At 60.9% G+C, this 14141-nt stretch carries 12 protein-coding genes; 4 read left to right on the top strand and 8 right to left on the bottom strand.

What is annotated here, in order from left to right:
• The first annotated feature begins 1 nt into the window (after position 1).
• Positions 2–619 (top strand): HutD family protein, encoded by a 618-nt coding sequence (locus tag GH983_RS20375; RefSeq protein ID WP_153763346.1) that lies wholly within the window; start codon positions 2–4, stop codon positions 617–619.
• An 87-nt stretch (positions 620–706) separates the two neighbouring features.
• Positions 707–1444, top strand: coding sequence for a histidine utilization repressor (gene hutC / locus GH983_RS20370; protein ID WP_069042667.1), 738 nt, complete (start codon positions 707–709; stop codon positions 1442–1444).
• Positions 1445–1502: 58 nt separating this feature from the next.
• On the opposite strand, the gene GH983_RS20365 is transcribed toward hutC, so the two are convergent.
• From GH983_RS20365 to GH983_RS20355, 3 genes are read right to left on the bottom strand one after another with little or no spacing between them, the layout of a single operon-like run.
• Positions 1503–4556: an efflux RND transporter permease subunit gene (locus GH983_RS20365; RefSeq protein ID WP_069042668.1), complete on the bottom strand. Its 3054-nt coding sequence runs from the start codon at positions 4554–4556 to the stop codon at positions 1503–1505.
• Entirely contained in the window at positions 4553–5638 is a 1086-nt protein-coding gene (locus GH983_RS20360; protein WP_069042669.1) for an efflux RND transporter periplasmic adaptor subunit, read from the bottom strand. The genes GH983_RS20365 and GH983_RS20360 overlap by 4 nt, the downstream gene beginning before the upstream one ends.
• Positions 5635–6762 (bottom strand): efflux RND transporter periplasmic adaptor subunit, encoded by a 1128-nt coding sequence (locus tag GH983_RS20355; RefSeq protein WP_171901575.1) that lies wholly within the window; start codon positions 6760–6762, stop codon positions 5635–5637. Before GH983_RS20355 ends, GH983_RS20360 begins: the two co-directional genes overlap by 4 nt.
• Positions 6763–6949: 187 nt before the next feature.
• Here GH983_RS20355 and GH983_RS20350 point away from each other — a divergent pair, with 187 nt between their 5' ends.
• On the top strand, positions 6950–7561 hold the full coding sequence (locus GH983_RS20350) for a TetR/AcrR family transcriptional regulator (protein WP_069042671.1): 612 nt from the start codon (positions 6950–6952) through the stop codon (positions 7559–7561).
• Between the two features lie 21 nt (positions 7562–7582).
• Here the strand turns inward: GH983_RS20350 and GH983_RS20345 are convergent, their stop codons facing one another.
• Genes GH983_RS20345 through cyoA form a run of 5 tightly spaced genes read right to left on the bottom strand, consistent with a single transcriptional unit; the run spans position 7583 to position 12547 of the window.
• Complete coding sequence (locus GH983_RS20345; RefSeq protein ID WP_069042672.1) at positions 7583–8287, bottom strand: SURF1 family protein; 705 nt, start codon at positions 8285–8287, stop codon at positions 7583–7585.
• Between the two features lie 14 nt (positions 8288–8301).
• Positions 8302–8700 (bottom strand): cytochrome o ubiquinol oxidase subunit IV, encoded by a 399-nt coding sequence (gene cyoD / locus GH983_RS20340; protein ID WP_054149323.1) that lies wholly within the window; start codon positions 8698–8700, stop codon positions 8302–8304.
• The gene (cyoC, locus tag GH983_RS20335) at positions 8700–9323 is read right to left on the bottom strand and encodes a cytochrome o ubiquinol oxidase subunit III (protein WP_371418499.1); all 624 of its coding nucleotides are present in this window, start codon (positions 9321–9323) and stop codon (positions 8700–8702) included. The genes cyoD and cyoC overlap by 1 nt, the downstream gene beginning before the upstream one ends.
• Positions 9317–11329, bottom strand: coding sequence for a cytochrome o ubiquinol oxidase subunit I (gene cyoB, locus GH983_RS20330; protein ID WP_153763345.1), 2013 nt, complete (start codon positions 11327–11329; stop codon positions 9317–9319). The genes cyoC and cyoB overlap by 7 nt, the downstream gene beginning before the upstream one ends.
• Positions 11330–11341: 12 nt before the next feature.
• A complete protein-coding gene (gene cyoA / locus GH983_RS20325; protein ID WP_069042675.1) occupies positions 11342–12547 on the bottom strand; it encodes a ubiquinol oxidase subunit II in 1206 nt (401 codons plus the stop codon).
• 237 nt (positions 12548–12784) lie between these two features.
• Here cyoA and GH983_RS20320 point away from each other — a divergent pair, with 237 nt between their 5' ends.
• Positions 12785–14119, top strand: coding sequence for an MFS transporter (locus GH983_RS20320; RefSeq protein WP_153763344.1), 1335 nt, complete (start codon positions 12785–12787; stop codon positions 14117–14119).
• Positions 14120–14141 lie beyond the last annotated feature (22 nt).

Below are 14141 nucleotides of genomic sequence, written 5' to 3'. Positions count from 1 at the left end.
CATGTCCATCCGCATCCAGCGCTTCGACGAGCACCTGAAGATGCCCTGGAAAAACGGGCTGGGGATCACCCGCGAGGTGATCTCCAGGCCTGCTTCGGATGGAGCCGGCGGGTTCGACTGGCGAATCAGTCTTGCGACCGTCGGGACCTCCGGTCCGTTCTCGGTCTTTGCCGGGATCGACAGGACGATAGCCGTTCTGCAAGGCGACGGCATGCAGTTGACGGTCGATGGGAGGCAGGAGCCGCCGCTACTCGTGGAATCGCCTCCCTTCGCCTTTTCCGGCGATTCGGAAGTGCAGGCCGATTGTCTTGGCGGCGAAACCCTCGATCTCAATGTCATGAGCCGTCGCGGGTTTTTCGTTCATCGCATGACGAAGATCGACGTCTCAGCCGCACAGACGCTTTCGGTGTCGGGGGACACCGTCGCAATCGTGTTTCGGGGTGATGCCCTTGTTGCGATCGATAGCATGGGATCGGAAGTCGGGCTCGGCGATATCATGATCTCAGAGCAGGTACCGTTTGAGTTCACCGTCGAGCCTCGCGCGGCTGATTGCACGCTCTACCGCGTCGAAATGATTGCCGTTCTGGATCGGGCCTCCGGTCCCGAACCGGTTGCCTAGACAAGGCATGTGCCGATAAGGGAATGCCCGAAGCGCGGCGGCTAGAAACCCGCAAGATCGCTTCGCTACCATCAGGATCGACCCACCATGTCCGACGACCAGCCAGGCTTTGCACTCCCCGAGGAACGGCAGGATACGCCGCTCTACGAGCAGATGAAGGCCGAGATCAAGGCGCGGATTGAGCGTGGCGAATGGCCGATCAATTACCGCATTCCCTCCGAGAACGAGCTGGTCGAGATGCTGGGGGTCAGCCGGATGACGGCGCATCGGGCGCTCAGGGAACTGGCCAACGAAGGCGTCATCGTGCGTGTCCAGGGGCGAGGCTCCTTCGTTGCGCCGAAGAAGCGCCGGGCCAATGTCAGCGACGTGCGCAACATCGCCGAGGAGATCGCCGAGCGCGGCGGCGAGCATTCCGTAGAGATCGTGCTGATGCAGGCGGAAGTTTGCGATCACGATCTGGCGGACAGGCTGGAAGTGGAGGCCGGCACATCAGCCTTTCATTCGGTCATCGTGCACAAGGAGGACGACCTGCCGATCCAGCTCGAGGATCGCTTCGTCCATGCGGAGCTTGCGCCCGCCTATCTCGATCAGGATTTCCTGGCGATGACGCCGAATGCCTATCTGAGCGGTATCGCGCCGATTTCGCGTGCCGAGCAGTTCGTTGAGGCGGTACTTCCACAGCCCTGGGAATGCCGGCTGCTGGCCATCGCAAGGTCCGAACCCTGTCTTCTGGTGCGGCGTCGGACCTGGTCCGGCGACCGGCTGGTGACATCCGTTCGGCTTCTCTATCCGGGTAGCCGCTACAGTCTCGAAAGTTCTTATTGAGCCGAGAAGAAAACCGGCCGCAAGCTTTGTCGAGGCCGGTCGAAGTTGGCCCAGTCGGTCAGGCTGTGACCGAGGGCTCCTTGATCCGGAACCAGATCAGATAAAGCGCCGGCAGGAAAAGCAGCGTCAGCACCGTACCGACAATGATGCCGCCCATCATCGCGAAAGCCATTGGCCCCCAGAAGATCTCAGAGGCGATGGGGATGAGCGCGAGACTGGCTGCGGCAGCCGTCAGCATGATCGGTCGCATGCGGTGCTCGGTGGCCTCGCGTACGGCGTCCCAGGCATGCCGGCCGTTGCGTTGCAGCGTATCGATCTCGACCACGAGGATGACCGAGTTTCGGATGAGGATACCGATCAGGGCCAAGACGCCGAGAATGGCAACGAAGCCGAGAGGCGCCCCGCTGGGCAGGAGGGCTGCGACAACACCGATCAGTCCGAGCGGGGCGACAATCACCACCATGAAAAGGCGCTGGAAGCTCTGCAGCTGGAACATGAGGATCGTCGTCATGGTCAGAAGCATCAGCGGCACGACGGCCGCAATCGGTGCCTGGCTTTTGGCGCTGCTTTCGACCGAGCCGCCGACCGCGACATGATAACCCGCAGGAAGATCGGCGGCAAAGGTTTCGACCTTGCCCTTCAAGGCCGCATCAATGGTGGCCGGCTGCGTGGCATCGGTAATGGCAGCTTTCAGCGTGATCGTCGGACTGCGATCACGACGCCAGATCACGGGCTGCTCCATGCCGTAGGAGAAGGTGGCGATGGAGGCGAGCGGTACGGACTGGCCATCACCGCCGGGTAGCTGCAGATTGCGGAGTGTTTCAACAGACTGACGCTCGTCGCCCGGCGCACGGCCAACAACGTTGATCAGATAGATACTGTCGCGCAGCTGGGTCATGGTGGAGCCACCGGCCATATTGTTGAGCGCCGTCGCGATATCGCTCGAGCTCACGCCGAGAAGGCGGGCCTTGTCTTGAAGCACATCGACCTTGACGGTGCGAGCCGGCTCCATCCAGTCGAAGACGATGCGACCGAGACGTGGCTCCGTGCCGATGACGGCTGCAAGTCCGGCTGCGTATTCGCGCACCTTTTCCGGATCCGGGCCGCTGACGCGGTACTGGATCGGCCGACCGACCGGCGGCCCAAGCTCCATTTCCTTGACCAGAATGTCCGTACCCGGATAGCCATCTGCGGCAACCGCCTTCAGCTTTTCCTTGAGAGCCTCACGGGCTTCGATGCTCTTTGTCACGATGACCATCTGGCCGAAATATGGGGCCGACGGCTGCACGTCGAATGAGAGAACGAAACGCTTGGCGCCTTGCCCAACATAGGACGTCCAGTGGTCGATACTGTCGTCATTGGCGAGGTAGGCGGCCTCGAATTCATCCATGTCGGCCTTGGTCTGGGCCAGCGTGGAGTTCTGCCGCCCGGTCCAATCGACGATCAGCTCCGGACGATCCGATGCTGGGAAGAACTGCTGCTGGACGAAGCCCATGCCATAGACGGAGAGGAGGAAGACGCCGAATGTGGCGGCGACCGTCATCTTCGGCCGATGCATGCAAGCCGCCAGAATGCGCGAGAACATCTGGGCAACCCTGCCCTTCTGCTCATGATGCCGCTCCATCTTTGCCGGAAGGATCAGCACCCCGAGAACCGGCGCGAAGAGAACGGCCACAATCCAGGAAACGATCAGGGCAACGGCAATGACGACGAAGAGCGAGAAGGTGAACTCGCCGGCGGCGCTGTCGTTTAGACCGACGGGAATGAAACTCGCGACGGTGACCAGGGTGCCGGTCAGCATCGGAAACGCCGTCGAGGTCCAAACCGCTATCGCTGCCTTGGACAGGGGTTCGCCCTGTTCAAGCTTGGACACCATCATCTCGATGGCGATCATGGCATCGTCGACCAGGAGGCCGAGCGCGATGATCAATGCACCCAGCGAAATGCGCTGGAGGGAGATGCCCAGATACTCCATGGCGACGAAGGTGATGGCGAGGACCAGCGGGATCGACAGAGCGACCACGAGCCCGGCTCTGGCGCCGAGACTTATGAAGCTGACGACGAGAACGATGGCGATCGCCTCGAAGAGGGCCTTGGTGAAACCGCCGACCGCCTCGTCGACGACAACTGCCTGATCGGCCACATGATGAATGCCAATGCCGATGGGCAGGTTGGCGGTTACCTTTTCCATCCTCTCGGACAGGGCTTCGCCGAATTCGAGCAGGTTGGAGCCCGGCTTCATGCCGATCGCAAGACCGATCGCCGGCTCGCCATTGACCCGGAACAACGCCTGTTGCGGGTCGACATAGCCGCGCGTGATGGTCGCGACATCGCTCAGTCGAAAGAAGCGGTCGTTGACGCGAAGGTTGACCTTTCTCAGATCGTCTTCGGTGGAGAACTGACCTGAGACGCGCATGCTGATGCTCTCGGACGCGGTGCGCAGAGTGCCTGATGCGACGACGGCGTTCTGGTTCTGCAGTGTCTCGACGATCTGTTGCTGGGTGATGCCGAGCGCGGCCATACGCCGGGTGGAGAATTCCAGATAGATCACTTCGTCCTGAGCGCCGATGAGATCGACCTTACCGACATTGGGAACGGCAAGGATCTCGGTTCTTGCCGCTTCCAGATAGTCCCGGAGCTGTCGCTGTGTCAGTCCGTCCGCCGTGAAGGCATAGATATTGCCATAGACATCACCGAAGCTGTCGATGAAAAAGGGACCGACCACACCCTGAGGGAGGTTGGGAACGATGTCATTGATCATGTTCCGGACCTTGACCCAGGTCTGGCTGACGTCCGCCGCCTTCGTGTTCTCGAGAAGGTTGACGTAGATCGTCGCCTGTCCCGGCGCATTGATGCTCTTGGTGTAGTCGAGGGATTCGAGTTCCTGCAGTTTCTTCTCGATCCGATCGGTGACCTGACTGGTCATTTCGTCGACCGATGCTCCCGGCCACTGGGCCTGGATCAGCATCGTCTTGATCGTGAATTCGGGATCTTCTTCCCGTCCGAGATTGAAATAGGCCATGATCCCCGCAACCGTGGAGAGGATCATGAAATACCAGACGAGCGACTTGTGCCGCAGTGCCCATTCGGAAAGATTGAATTTGCTGTTCATCGGGCGATCTCGTCGGTGAAGGAAACGATCTGATTTTCGGTGAGGGAGTTCACGCCGGCGCTGACCACGCGCTCTCCGGCCTGCAATCCCGAAACAATGTCATAGCCGCCGCCATCGGCCTTTTCGGCTTCGACAGGCCGACGCGCCACGGCACCGCTGGCCGGGTCGATGACCCAGACAAATGCGCCGCCTGACTGATCGGCACCCATGGCCGTTTCAGGCAGCCAGATGGCGGTGGCGACGGCTGCGATTGGTCTCGCGACCACGGTGCTGCCGAGGCGAAACGCTTTGTCCGGGGCAGAAAGCGCAAGCTTGGTTCGCCGCGTCCGGGTTGCGCCATCAGCCTCGGGTGCGACCTCCCGCACGCGACCTTGTGCCTTGATTTGCGGGTTCGACAGGAGGGTGACCTCGTATTCCGTGTCGGGCAGTTGAAGCGCCTTCAGCGTGTCGGGGACATCGATGACAGCATCGAGGGCCTCCAGCCGGGCGATCGTCACGGCCGATTGACCGGCTGCAACGACCTGTCCGACTTCCGCGCTAACGGCCGAAACGACACCATCGGTTTGTGCGACGACAGTGGCATAGGTTGTCTGCTCACGCGCTTTCGTCAGATCGGCTTCCTTTTGCCGGACAGTCGCCTCGGCGGCTTCCGCGGTCTGCTCGGCTTCTTCCAGTCGCTCACGCGTGGTCGCCTGGGTTCTCAGAAGTGTCGCCTGACGGCTGGCATTGACCTGCGCCAGATCGAGTTTGGCATTTGCGGATGCAAGATCTGCTTCGGCCTGGCGGACAGCGAGCTGAAGGCTGGTCGTGTCGAGCGTCATCAGAACCTCGCCGGCACGAACGACATCGCCGACATCGACCATGCGCGCGGTGACCCGACCGAGCAGACGAAAGCCGATGTCGACATTCAGCTTGGCCTCGACGGTCCCGGTGAAGGTCGATCCAGGCTCACTCGCGCGCGGCCCGGCGATGACCGAGAGAGCCGGACGCTCCTGCGGCGCGGCCTGTTCTTCGGCCTCGCTGCAGGAACTCAGCGCAACGACCGCAAGGCACAGAAATGCAATTGCTTTCACTTGCTTCATTGCGCGTCTCCCTGAACCGTACGAACCTTTTGTTTCGGATAGAGAAACTGCGTTCCCTCGACGACGAACTGATCACCGGGTTCAAGCCCGTTGGCGACGATGATCCGGTCGGCGTCGTAGCGCAGCACCTCGATTTGACGGGTCTCGACTGTCTCCGTGGCCGGATCGACGACGAAGACTGCGGGCTTTCCGTTGGCACTGGTCAAAGATTGGGACGGAATGGATATTCGCCCCACTTCCGAGAGCTTCGCATAGGCCACAATTGCCGAACCCAGCGTGATCTCCGGTGGCGGATCGGTGATCGACAGCTTCAGTCGTACTGTGCCGAGCTTGCGATCCACCGAGGGGCTGATCTCCTGAATGTGCGCGACTGCGCGAATATCCGGCCGATCGACAAGGGCGACTTCGACCGATTCAGGCGGCGTGTCCCTGGTCAAGGCACTTTCATCCACGTTGAAGACAGCATCGAGCTCGCCATCATGGGCGAGCTTGAATGCGGCCGATGATGGCTGCACGACTTCTCCCGGCTCGATGCTCACAGCCGTGATGAGGCCATCGGCATCGGCTTTCAGCTCGGTCTGAGCCAGGCTTTCCTGCACGCTGGCGAGATTTGCCTGTGCTGCATCGAGATCATTGACTGCCGAATCATATTGCTGGATCGCCTCGTCCAGCTGCTGCTGTGGCAGAGCACCTGTCTGTGTCAGGGTGCGACGGCGGTTGAGATAGGATTCGGCGGTGCGCAAGGTGGCTTGGCGGGCGCGGATGGCCGCTTCTGCCGCCGCCAGATCCGCCTTCTGTTCCGTCGGATCGATGCGGGCAAGCACCTGACCGACCTTCACCCGATCGCCGACCCCGACATCACGGGCGATGACGCGGCCGCTGACCTTGAAGGACAGGACGCTTTCGACCCTCGGCTTCACCTCCCCGGTACCGGAGACCGTGACGGCATCGGACACGGTGGCTGCGGTCGCGACCCTCACCGTCGGCACATAGCCGGCCTTTTCCGACGCCTCGTCGCTGCAGGAGGCGAGAAGGAGGGGCAGAACTGCCGCCAGCAGCCATGGGAGTTTTCTTGACGTCGGGGGCAACCGACCCATCTGGCGCGTTACCAACGGGGTGGGCATCGCAGGCTCCTGAAAACGAGGGAGGATTTTATTCATCGTCTGTTGAATATATGCCGGAATGCGGCTAGGCTTGTCAAGCGAACGAATTGAGGGTGGTGTGAAACAGGTTAAGAACGTGCCAGAGCGGAAACGGGGTCGGCCTCGCCGGGGCGCAGAACAGAATGCCGAAGGCCTTCTGGAGGCTGCAATGGAGACCTTTGCGGCAAATGGTTTCGAGCAGACATCACTGCGCGCAATCGCAGCGACCGCAGGTGTCGACGTCGCGCTGATATCCTACCGCTACGGATCAAAAATGGGCCTTTGGCAGGCGATCGTGACCGAAGTGGCGCGCGAAACCGTGGAATTGCTCGAGGCAGCGATTGCTCGGGCCCAAGACCGCCCGCAAGCAGAGCGTGTCGATTTCATCAGTTCCGAAGTCGTGGACGTGATCTGGCGGCGAACACATTTTTCGAGAATTATGTTTTCGGAAATCATTCAAAGCCGGGACGAGGAACGAAAGGATTTCATCGAGGAGGCCTTGGCGAAGCCATTTCTCGAAGTCGTCTATCCTTTCGTGCAGTCAAGCCTTGAGGCGGCGGGGCAGAAGCGTCCGTTCGATATCAAACTGGGCATGATGGCGTCGATCGCGCTTGCGGGACTCTTGAGTTCAACGCGCGAGTTCACCGGCCGCTTCGTGGAGGTGGCGAGACATGACGAAATGCTGCAATACCAGGTGAAGCAGATCATCAAGAGCATGTGGACCGGCCCCGCTAACAACGCGGTGCCCACCCCTCAAGCAGCTGGAACGAAGGGATCCTGACCAACCGTTGCAAGGGCTCTATCAGCGGTGTGGTTCGCCGGGTCCCGTTGCACGGTAAAGCAGATAGGCAAAGACGGCAGCCAGACCGAACCATGTCATGGCATAGCCGAAATGCTTGTTCGGGAAGGAGACGACGGTCAGCCCGCCAATCGGGAGTGCGTCGCCGCGTTCGTCAGAATCGATGAAATAGGGCGCCACGTCACCTAGCCCGAGCGTACCGGCCATCGCAAAGGTGTCGCGAGAGAACCAGCGGCCATTGGCGGGATCATTGTCCCGCAAAAAGGCGCCGCCGGGTTGGGTGAGCCGCAAAAGCCCCGTCACCTCGGGCTCGCCAGCAGGTCGCTGACGATCTGCCGGCGACGTGCGATCATCAGGTACGAAGCCTCTGTTGACGAAGAGCCGCCACCCTTCGAGCGTTTCGAAAGGCGACATGACCCAGAAACCGGACCCGCGGGCCGTAACGGCCTTGACGAGGATATCGTCGCCCGGAAGATAGCGGCCTTGTACCTCGACGCGGCGATATTCCGCGGTGTCGAAGGAGACGGCAGCCCAGTCATTAGGACCGGGCGCAGAGACCGGCGGGGCAAGAAGCCCCGCTTCGACCCGTTCTATGAGTGCCGTTTTCCACTGAAGACGCTGGAGCTGCCAGACGCCCAGCCCGAGGAGCAGGGCGATGGCGAGCGTGCCGAGCCCGATGATCCACCATGGTCGGCCCGCTCGCGTCATGTCACCTCGCTGTCTCAGGAGCCGAAGCCCTGGAAGCTCTCGTGATCCATTGATGGCATCATGTTGGTGTTGAGGTTGTACATGACCCAGACGGAGCCAGCGATCATGATCACCACGACGATGACAGTGAAGATCATCGACAGCATGGTCCAGCCTTCGTCCGACCGGGTGTTCATGTGCAGGAAGTAGACCATGTGGACGAGAACCTGGACGACAGCGAAGGCGATCACGGTCACCGCGGTCAAGACGCGGCTTTCGAAGCCACCGCTCATGACAATCGCAAAGGGAATGATCGTCAGGATCGCGGCCAGCACGAAGCCGGTCAGGTATGACCGGTAGCTGCCATGATCATGACCGGTGCTGTCGTGACCATGGTCGTTGTGGCCATGGGGCTTGATGGAGTGTTGCGACATCAGATCATCCCCAGAAGATAAACGAAGGTGAAGACCCCGATCCAGATGACATCGAGGAAGTGCCAGAACATGCTCAAGCATTCCATGCGTCGGGTGTTGGCAGGGATCAGGCCTTTCTGATTGACCTGGATCATCAGCGTGACAAGCCAGATGCAGCCGAACAGCACGTGCAGGCCGTGCGTGCCGACCAGCGCGAAGAAGGCCGAGAGGAAGGCCGAGCGCTGCGGACCAGCGCCGAGCTCGATCAGGTGATGAAACTCGTAGATCTCGAGCGCCAGGAAGGCGATGCCGAGCAGGAGAGTGATGGCAAGCCAGATCTGCATGCGGGCCTGCCTGCCCTCATACATGGCGAGCATGGCGAAGCCGAAAGTGATCGAGGAGACCAGCAGGAAGCCAGTGTTGATCGCAATCAGGTTCAGCTCGAAGAGCGCCTTTGGGCCGGGACCGGCCGCATAGCTCTGGCCGACCACGGCGAAGACCGCGAAGAGGACTGCAAACATCAGGCAGTCGCTCATCAGGTAGATCCAGAAGCCGAGCCGCGTCGACGCGCCTTCCGGATGGTGATGCGGCTCGGTTTCCCAATAGACGGCAGGCGTATCGGTTTGGGTGACGGTGCTCACGATTGTTGCGCTCCTACGCTTGCCGGTTCGCGCTCACGCGCCTTTTCGACACGCTCGACCTCGTCGACGGGGACGTAATAGTCCCGATCGTAGTTGAAGGTATGGGCGATCGACACGGCGATGATCGCGAGGAAGGACACGGCCGCCAGCCACCAGATGTACCAGACCAGCGCGAAGCCGCAGAGCGTGGCAAGCGCGGAGATCATGACGCCTGAGCCGGTGTAACGCGGCATGTGGATCGGCAGATAGGGTGCCTTCGGGCGTGTCTGGCCAACCTGCTTCATGTCGTGCCAGGCGTCGAGATCGTGGACGACAGGCGTGAAGGCGAAGTTGTATGCCGGCGGCGGGGAGGACGTCGCCCATTCGAGCGTGCGACCATCCCAGGGGTCGCCGGTGACATCCATGTTGTCCTTCCGGTTCCAGATCGAGACTGCGATCTGGATGAAGAAGGCGGCGATGCCGACAGCGATCAGCACGGCGCCCAGCGCTGCCAGAATGAACCATATCCTGAGATCCGGATCATCAAAGACGCGCATGCGGCGGGTGACCCCCATCAGGCCGAGCACGTAGAGCGGCATGAAGGCGAGCCAGAAGCCGCTGACCCAGCTCCAGAAGGAGACCTTGCCCCAGAAGACATTAAGCTGGAAGCCGAAAGCCTTGGGCCACCAATAGGCGATCGCCGCAAAGCAGCCGAACAACACACCGCCGATGATGACGTTGTGGAAGTGCGCCACCAGGAAGAGCGAGTTGTGCAGGACGAAGTCTGCCGGCGGGACAGCAAGAAGTACGCCGGTCATGCCACCGATGGTGAAGGTCAGCATGAAGGCGACCGTCCACATCATCGGCAGATCGAAGCGCACCCTGCCCTTATACATGGTGAAGAGCCAGTTGAAGATCTTGGCCCCCGTGGGCACCGAGATGATCATGGTGGTGATGCCGAAGAAGGCGTTCACCGAGGCGCCCGAGCCCATGGTGAAGAAGTGGTGCAGCCAGACGACATAGCTCAGGATCGTGATGCAGACGGTGGCATAGACCATCGAGCTGTAGCCGAATAGACGCTTGCCGGAAAAGGTCGAGGTGATCTCCGAGAAGACGCCGAAGAGCGGCAGGATGAGGATGTAGACTTCCGGGTGACCCCAGATCCAGATGAGGTTGATATACATCATCGGGTTGCCGCCGAGATCATTCGTGAAGAAGTTCGTTCCCACGTAGCGATCAAGCGTCAGGAGGATCAGCGTCATCGTCAAAACCGGGAAGGAGGCGACGATGAGGATGTTGGTGCAGAGTGCCGTCCAGGTGAAGACCGGCATGCGCATCAGGGTCATGCCCGGGGCACGCATCTTGACGATGGTGACGAGCAGGTTGATGCCGGACAGCGTCGTTCCAACCCCGGCGATCTGGAGGCCCCAGATATAGTAATCGACCCCGACCCACGGACTGTAGCCGATGCCCGACAGTGGCGGGAAGGCAAGCCAGCCGGTCTGCGCGAACTCACCGACGAAGAGTGAGGCCATGACAAGCACGGCACCGCCGACGGTCATCCAGAAGGAGAAGTTGTTGAGGAAGGGGAACGAGACGTCTCGCGCGCCGATCTGCAGCGGCACGACGTAGTTCATCAGTCCCGTGACGAAGGGCATCGCCACGAAGAAGATCATGATCACGCCGTGGGCGGTGAAGATCTGGTCATAGTGATGGGCGTTAAGATAGCCCTCCGAGCCATTGAAGGCGAGCACCTGCTGAAGGCGCATCATGATGGCATCGGCGAAGCCTCGCACCAGCATGACCAACGCCAGAATTATATACATGATGCCGATCTTCTTGTGATCGACAGAGGTCAGCCATTCCCGCCAGAGATAGCCCCAAAGGCGGTAATAGGTCAGCGCGCCCACCGTTGCAGCGCCCCCGACCGCAACCACAACGAAGGTTGCAAGCACGATCGGGTCCGACGGGATCGCACTCCAATTGAGGCGACCGAGAAGAAGCGTGGTGGAATGGTCTATCGTAGCCATGCCAAATTCCTGTCAGAGTTGCGGCGCATTGCCGGATGCCTGCCGGACGAGCGTGAGAAAACGTTCGGCCTCACCGCCGAAAGGCGATACCGGCTGCGGCATGTTGTGTCCCATCAGTGGACCCGAAACGACGGGCTGGTCGTTGTAGGAAGCAGGCTTTGCGGCCAGCATCTGCTCCAGCTCTTCCGCCGAGCAGAAGCCGAGAACCTTGAAGGGTTCCCAGCCGAAGACCGGCTCGCGCGTGCCGCGGCGTTCATGCTTGTCGTAGATCAGGGCGCTCATGTTGACCGTTCCGGCGAGACCCGTTCCGCCTTGGGCGTCGAGCGCCATCATTTCGGCCATGCAGATCTTGCCGTCTTCGACGCACATGTTGACCACGCGCGGAAATAGCTGCGGATCGACACTGGCAAACGTGATCGGCGTGACGTTCTCGGTGGGACGCTCGAGCTCGAGATACTTCGCCCGGTCCAGCTTGTCGCTGCCCGCGCGCGCCTCCTCGACCCAGGCCTCGAAGGCGGCAGCGTCGGTTGCGTTTGCCTTGAAGCGCATGCCAGAGAAGCCGGCACCCGAGTAATGCGAGGCGAGCCCCTGGAAGGTACCTTCCTTATTGAAAACACCGTGCAGCGTCGTCTGCATGCCGGGCATGGCGTAGATCATGCCGGCCATGTGCGGGATGTAGAAGGCATTCATCACCGAAGAGGAGGTCAGCGAGAATCGGATCGGCCGATCGACCGGGACCGGAAGTTCGTTCACCGTGGCGACGCCGTATTGCGGGTAGATGAAGAGCCATTTCCAGTCGAGTGCCACGACCTGAACCTCAAGCGGCTCCTGCTGCGGATCGAGCGGCTGCTCCTCAGACACGCGCGCCAGTGGCCTGTAGGGATCGAGAAGATGGGTACCGACCCAGGTCAGCGCACCGAGGCAGATGATGATCATCAGGGGGATCGCCCAGATGATCAGCTCGAGCTTGGTCGAGTGGGACCAGTTCGGCCTGTAGATCGCCTGACTGTTGGATGCACGGTAGTGCCAGGCGAACCAGCAGGTGAGCGCCATCACCGGAATAATGATGATCAGCATCAGAAGCGTGGAGATGACCAGAAGGTCACGCTGCTGGGCGGCGACGTCGCCGGTGGGAGCAAGGACTTCAGCCTTGCAGGCGGACAGGAAAAGGACCGCCACCACGGCGGCCAATATTTTCGGGAGGCGAAGCTCTTGCATCTCTTACCCTGATACGCTGACGGGTCACAGAGCAGGGGTCCCCCCGAACACCACTCGACGACCATTGACATTCGCCAAGCTAGTTAGTTGGGTTTTGCGGTGCAGCACATACGACAATTTGTCACCTGTCAATTTGGCCGCACCTGCGGCATTTCATTTAAGCATGTTAGACTAAGGCGAACGCTGTATCCCCCGGTGCGCGCCCGCCCAGTACAATCGAGAAAGTGATCCCGCGACATGGCGAGCATGACCGGTTCTGCACCCCCGGCCGCACAGAACGGCCGCACAACTTCAGACGATGACCATCACGTTTCACCGTCCGATATCGCTGTCGGCGTCATCATCGGGCGCACGTCGGAGTTCTTCGACTTCTTCGTGTTCGCGATCGCGTCCGTCATCGTCTTTCCGGCGCGCATCTTTCCGTTCCTCGATCCGCTGACCGGGACGCTCTGGTCCTTCGTGCTGGTGGCGCTCGCCTTCGTGGCACGACCGCTCGGCACTGTGATTTTCACAGCCCTCGACCGCAGACATGGCCGCGTGACCAAGCTGACGGTGGCGCTTTTCCTGCTGGGAACTTCCACTGTCGCCATGGGGCTGGTGCCGTCCTATGAAACCGCCGGATGGTGGGCAATCGCCATGCTGGCGCTCTTGCGCATCGGCCAGGGTCTGGCGCTTGGCGGGACCTGGGATGGCCTTGCACCGCTGCTGGCCATCACTGCGTCGAAGGACAAGCGTGGTTTCTATGCCATGATCCCGCAGCTCGGCGCTGTGGTTGGTCTTGCCGTCGCCGCCGTGCTGTTCGCCTACCTCGTCATGACGCTGTCGGCCGCCGACTTCCTCGACTGGGGCTGGCGTTATCCATTCTTTGTCGCCTTCGCGATCAATGTCGTCGCGCTCTTTGCGCGTCTGCGCATCGTCGACACGCCCGAGTTCAAGGAACTCTTCGAGACGAACGAGCTAACCCCGACGGGATTGCGCGCCACCCTGTCGCAGGACGGACGCACGGTTCTGCTCGGCGTTTTCGTGCCGCTGGCGAGCTTTGCCATGTTCCACATGGTCACGGTCTTCCCGCTTTCGTGGATTTTCCTCTACACGGACGAGGCGCCGGGCACCTTCCTCCTGATCGAAGCGGCCGGTGCTGCCGTCGGCATCCTTGCCATGCTGTTCTCCGGCTGGCTTTCGGACCGTATCGGCCGTGACAGGATCCTCGTCTGGGGGGCCTGGGCCATCGGTGCCTTCGCGCTGACGGCGCCTCTGCTGCTGAACGGCGGCCAGGCCGGTGTCGTCGCCTACATGATGGTTGGTTTCGTCATTCTCGGCTTCAATTTCGCCCAGTCCTCCGGAACCATCGCCTCTCTGTTTGACCGTCGAAATCGCTACACGGCCTCCGCGATGGTCTCGGCACTCTCCTGGATGTTCGGGGCAGGGTTTGCACCTTTGGCAGCACTGTTGCTGTCTACCTGGTTCGGTCTGTTTGCAGCCGGCCTCTACCTTCTGTCGGGGGCCGTCTGCACGCTGATCTCGCTCGCGCTCGCACGGCAGATATCGCTGCAGCCCAGGGGGCATGACTGAGCGAGAACGAATATCGGCCTAA

It is taken from the genome of Agrobacterium sp. MA01, assembly GCF_009650195.1.
In the GTDB taxonomy this organism is placed as follows: Bacteria; Pseudomonadota; Alphaproteobacteria; order Rhizobiales; family Rhizobiaceae; genus Allorhizobium.
This window is presented reverse-complemented; position numbering and strand designations above follow the sequence as displayed.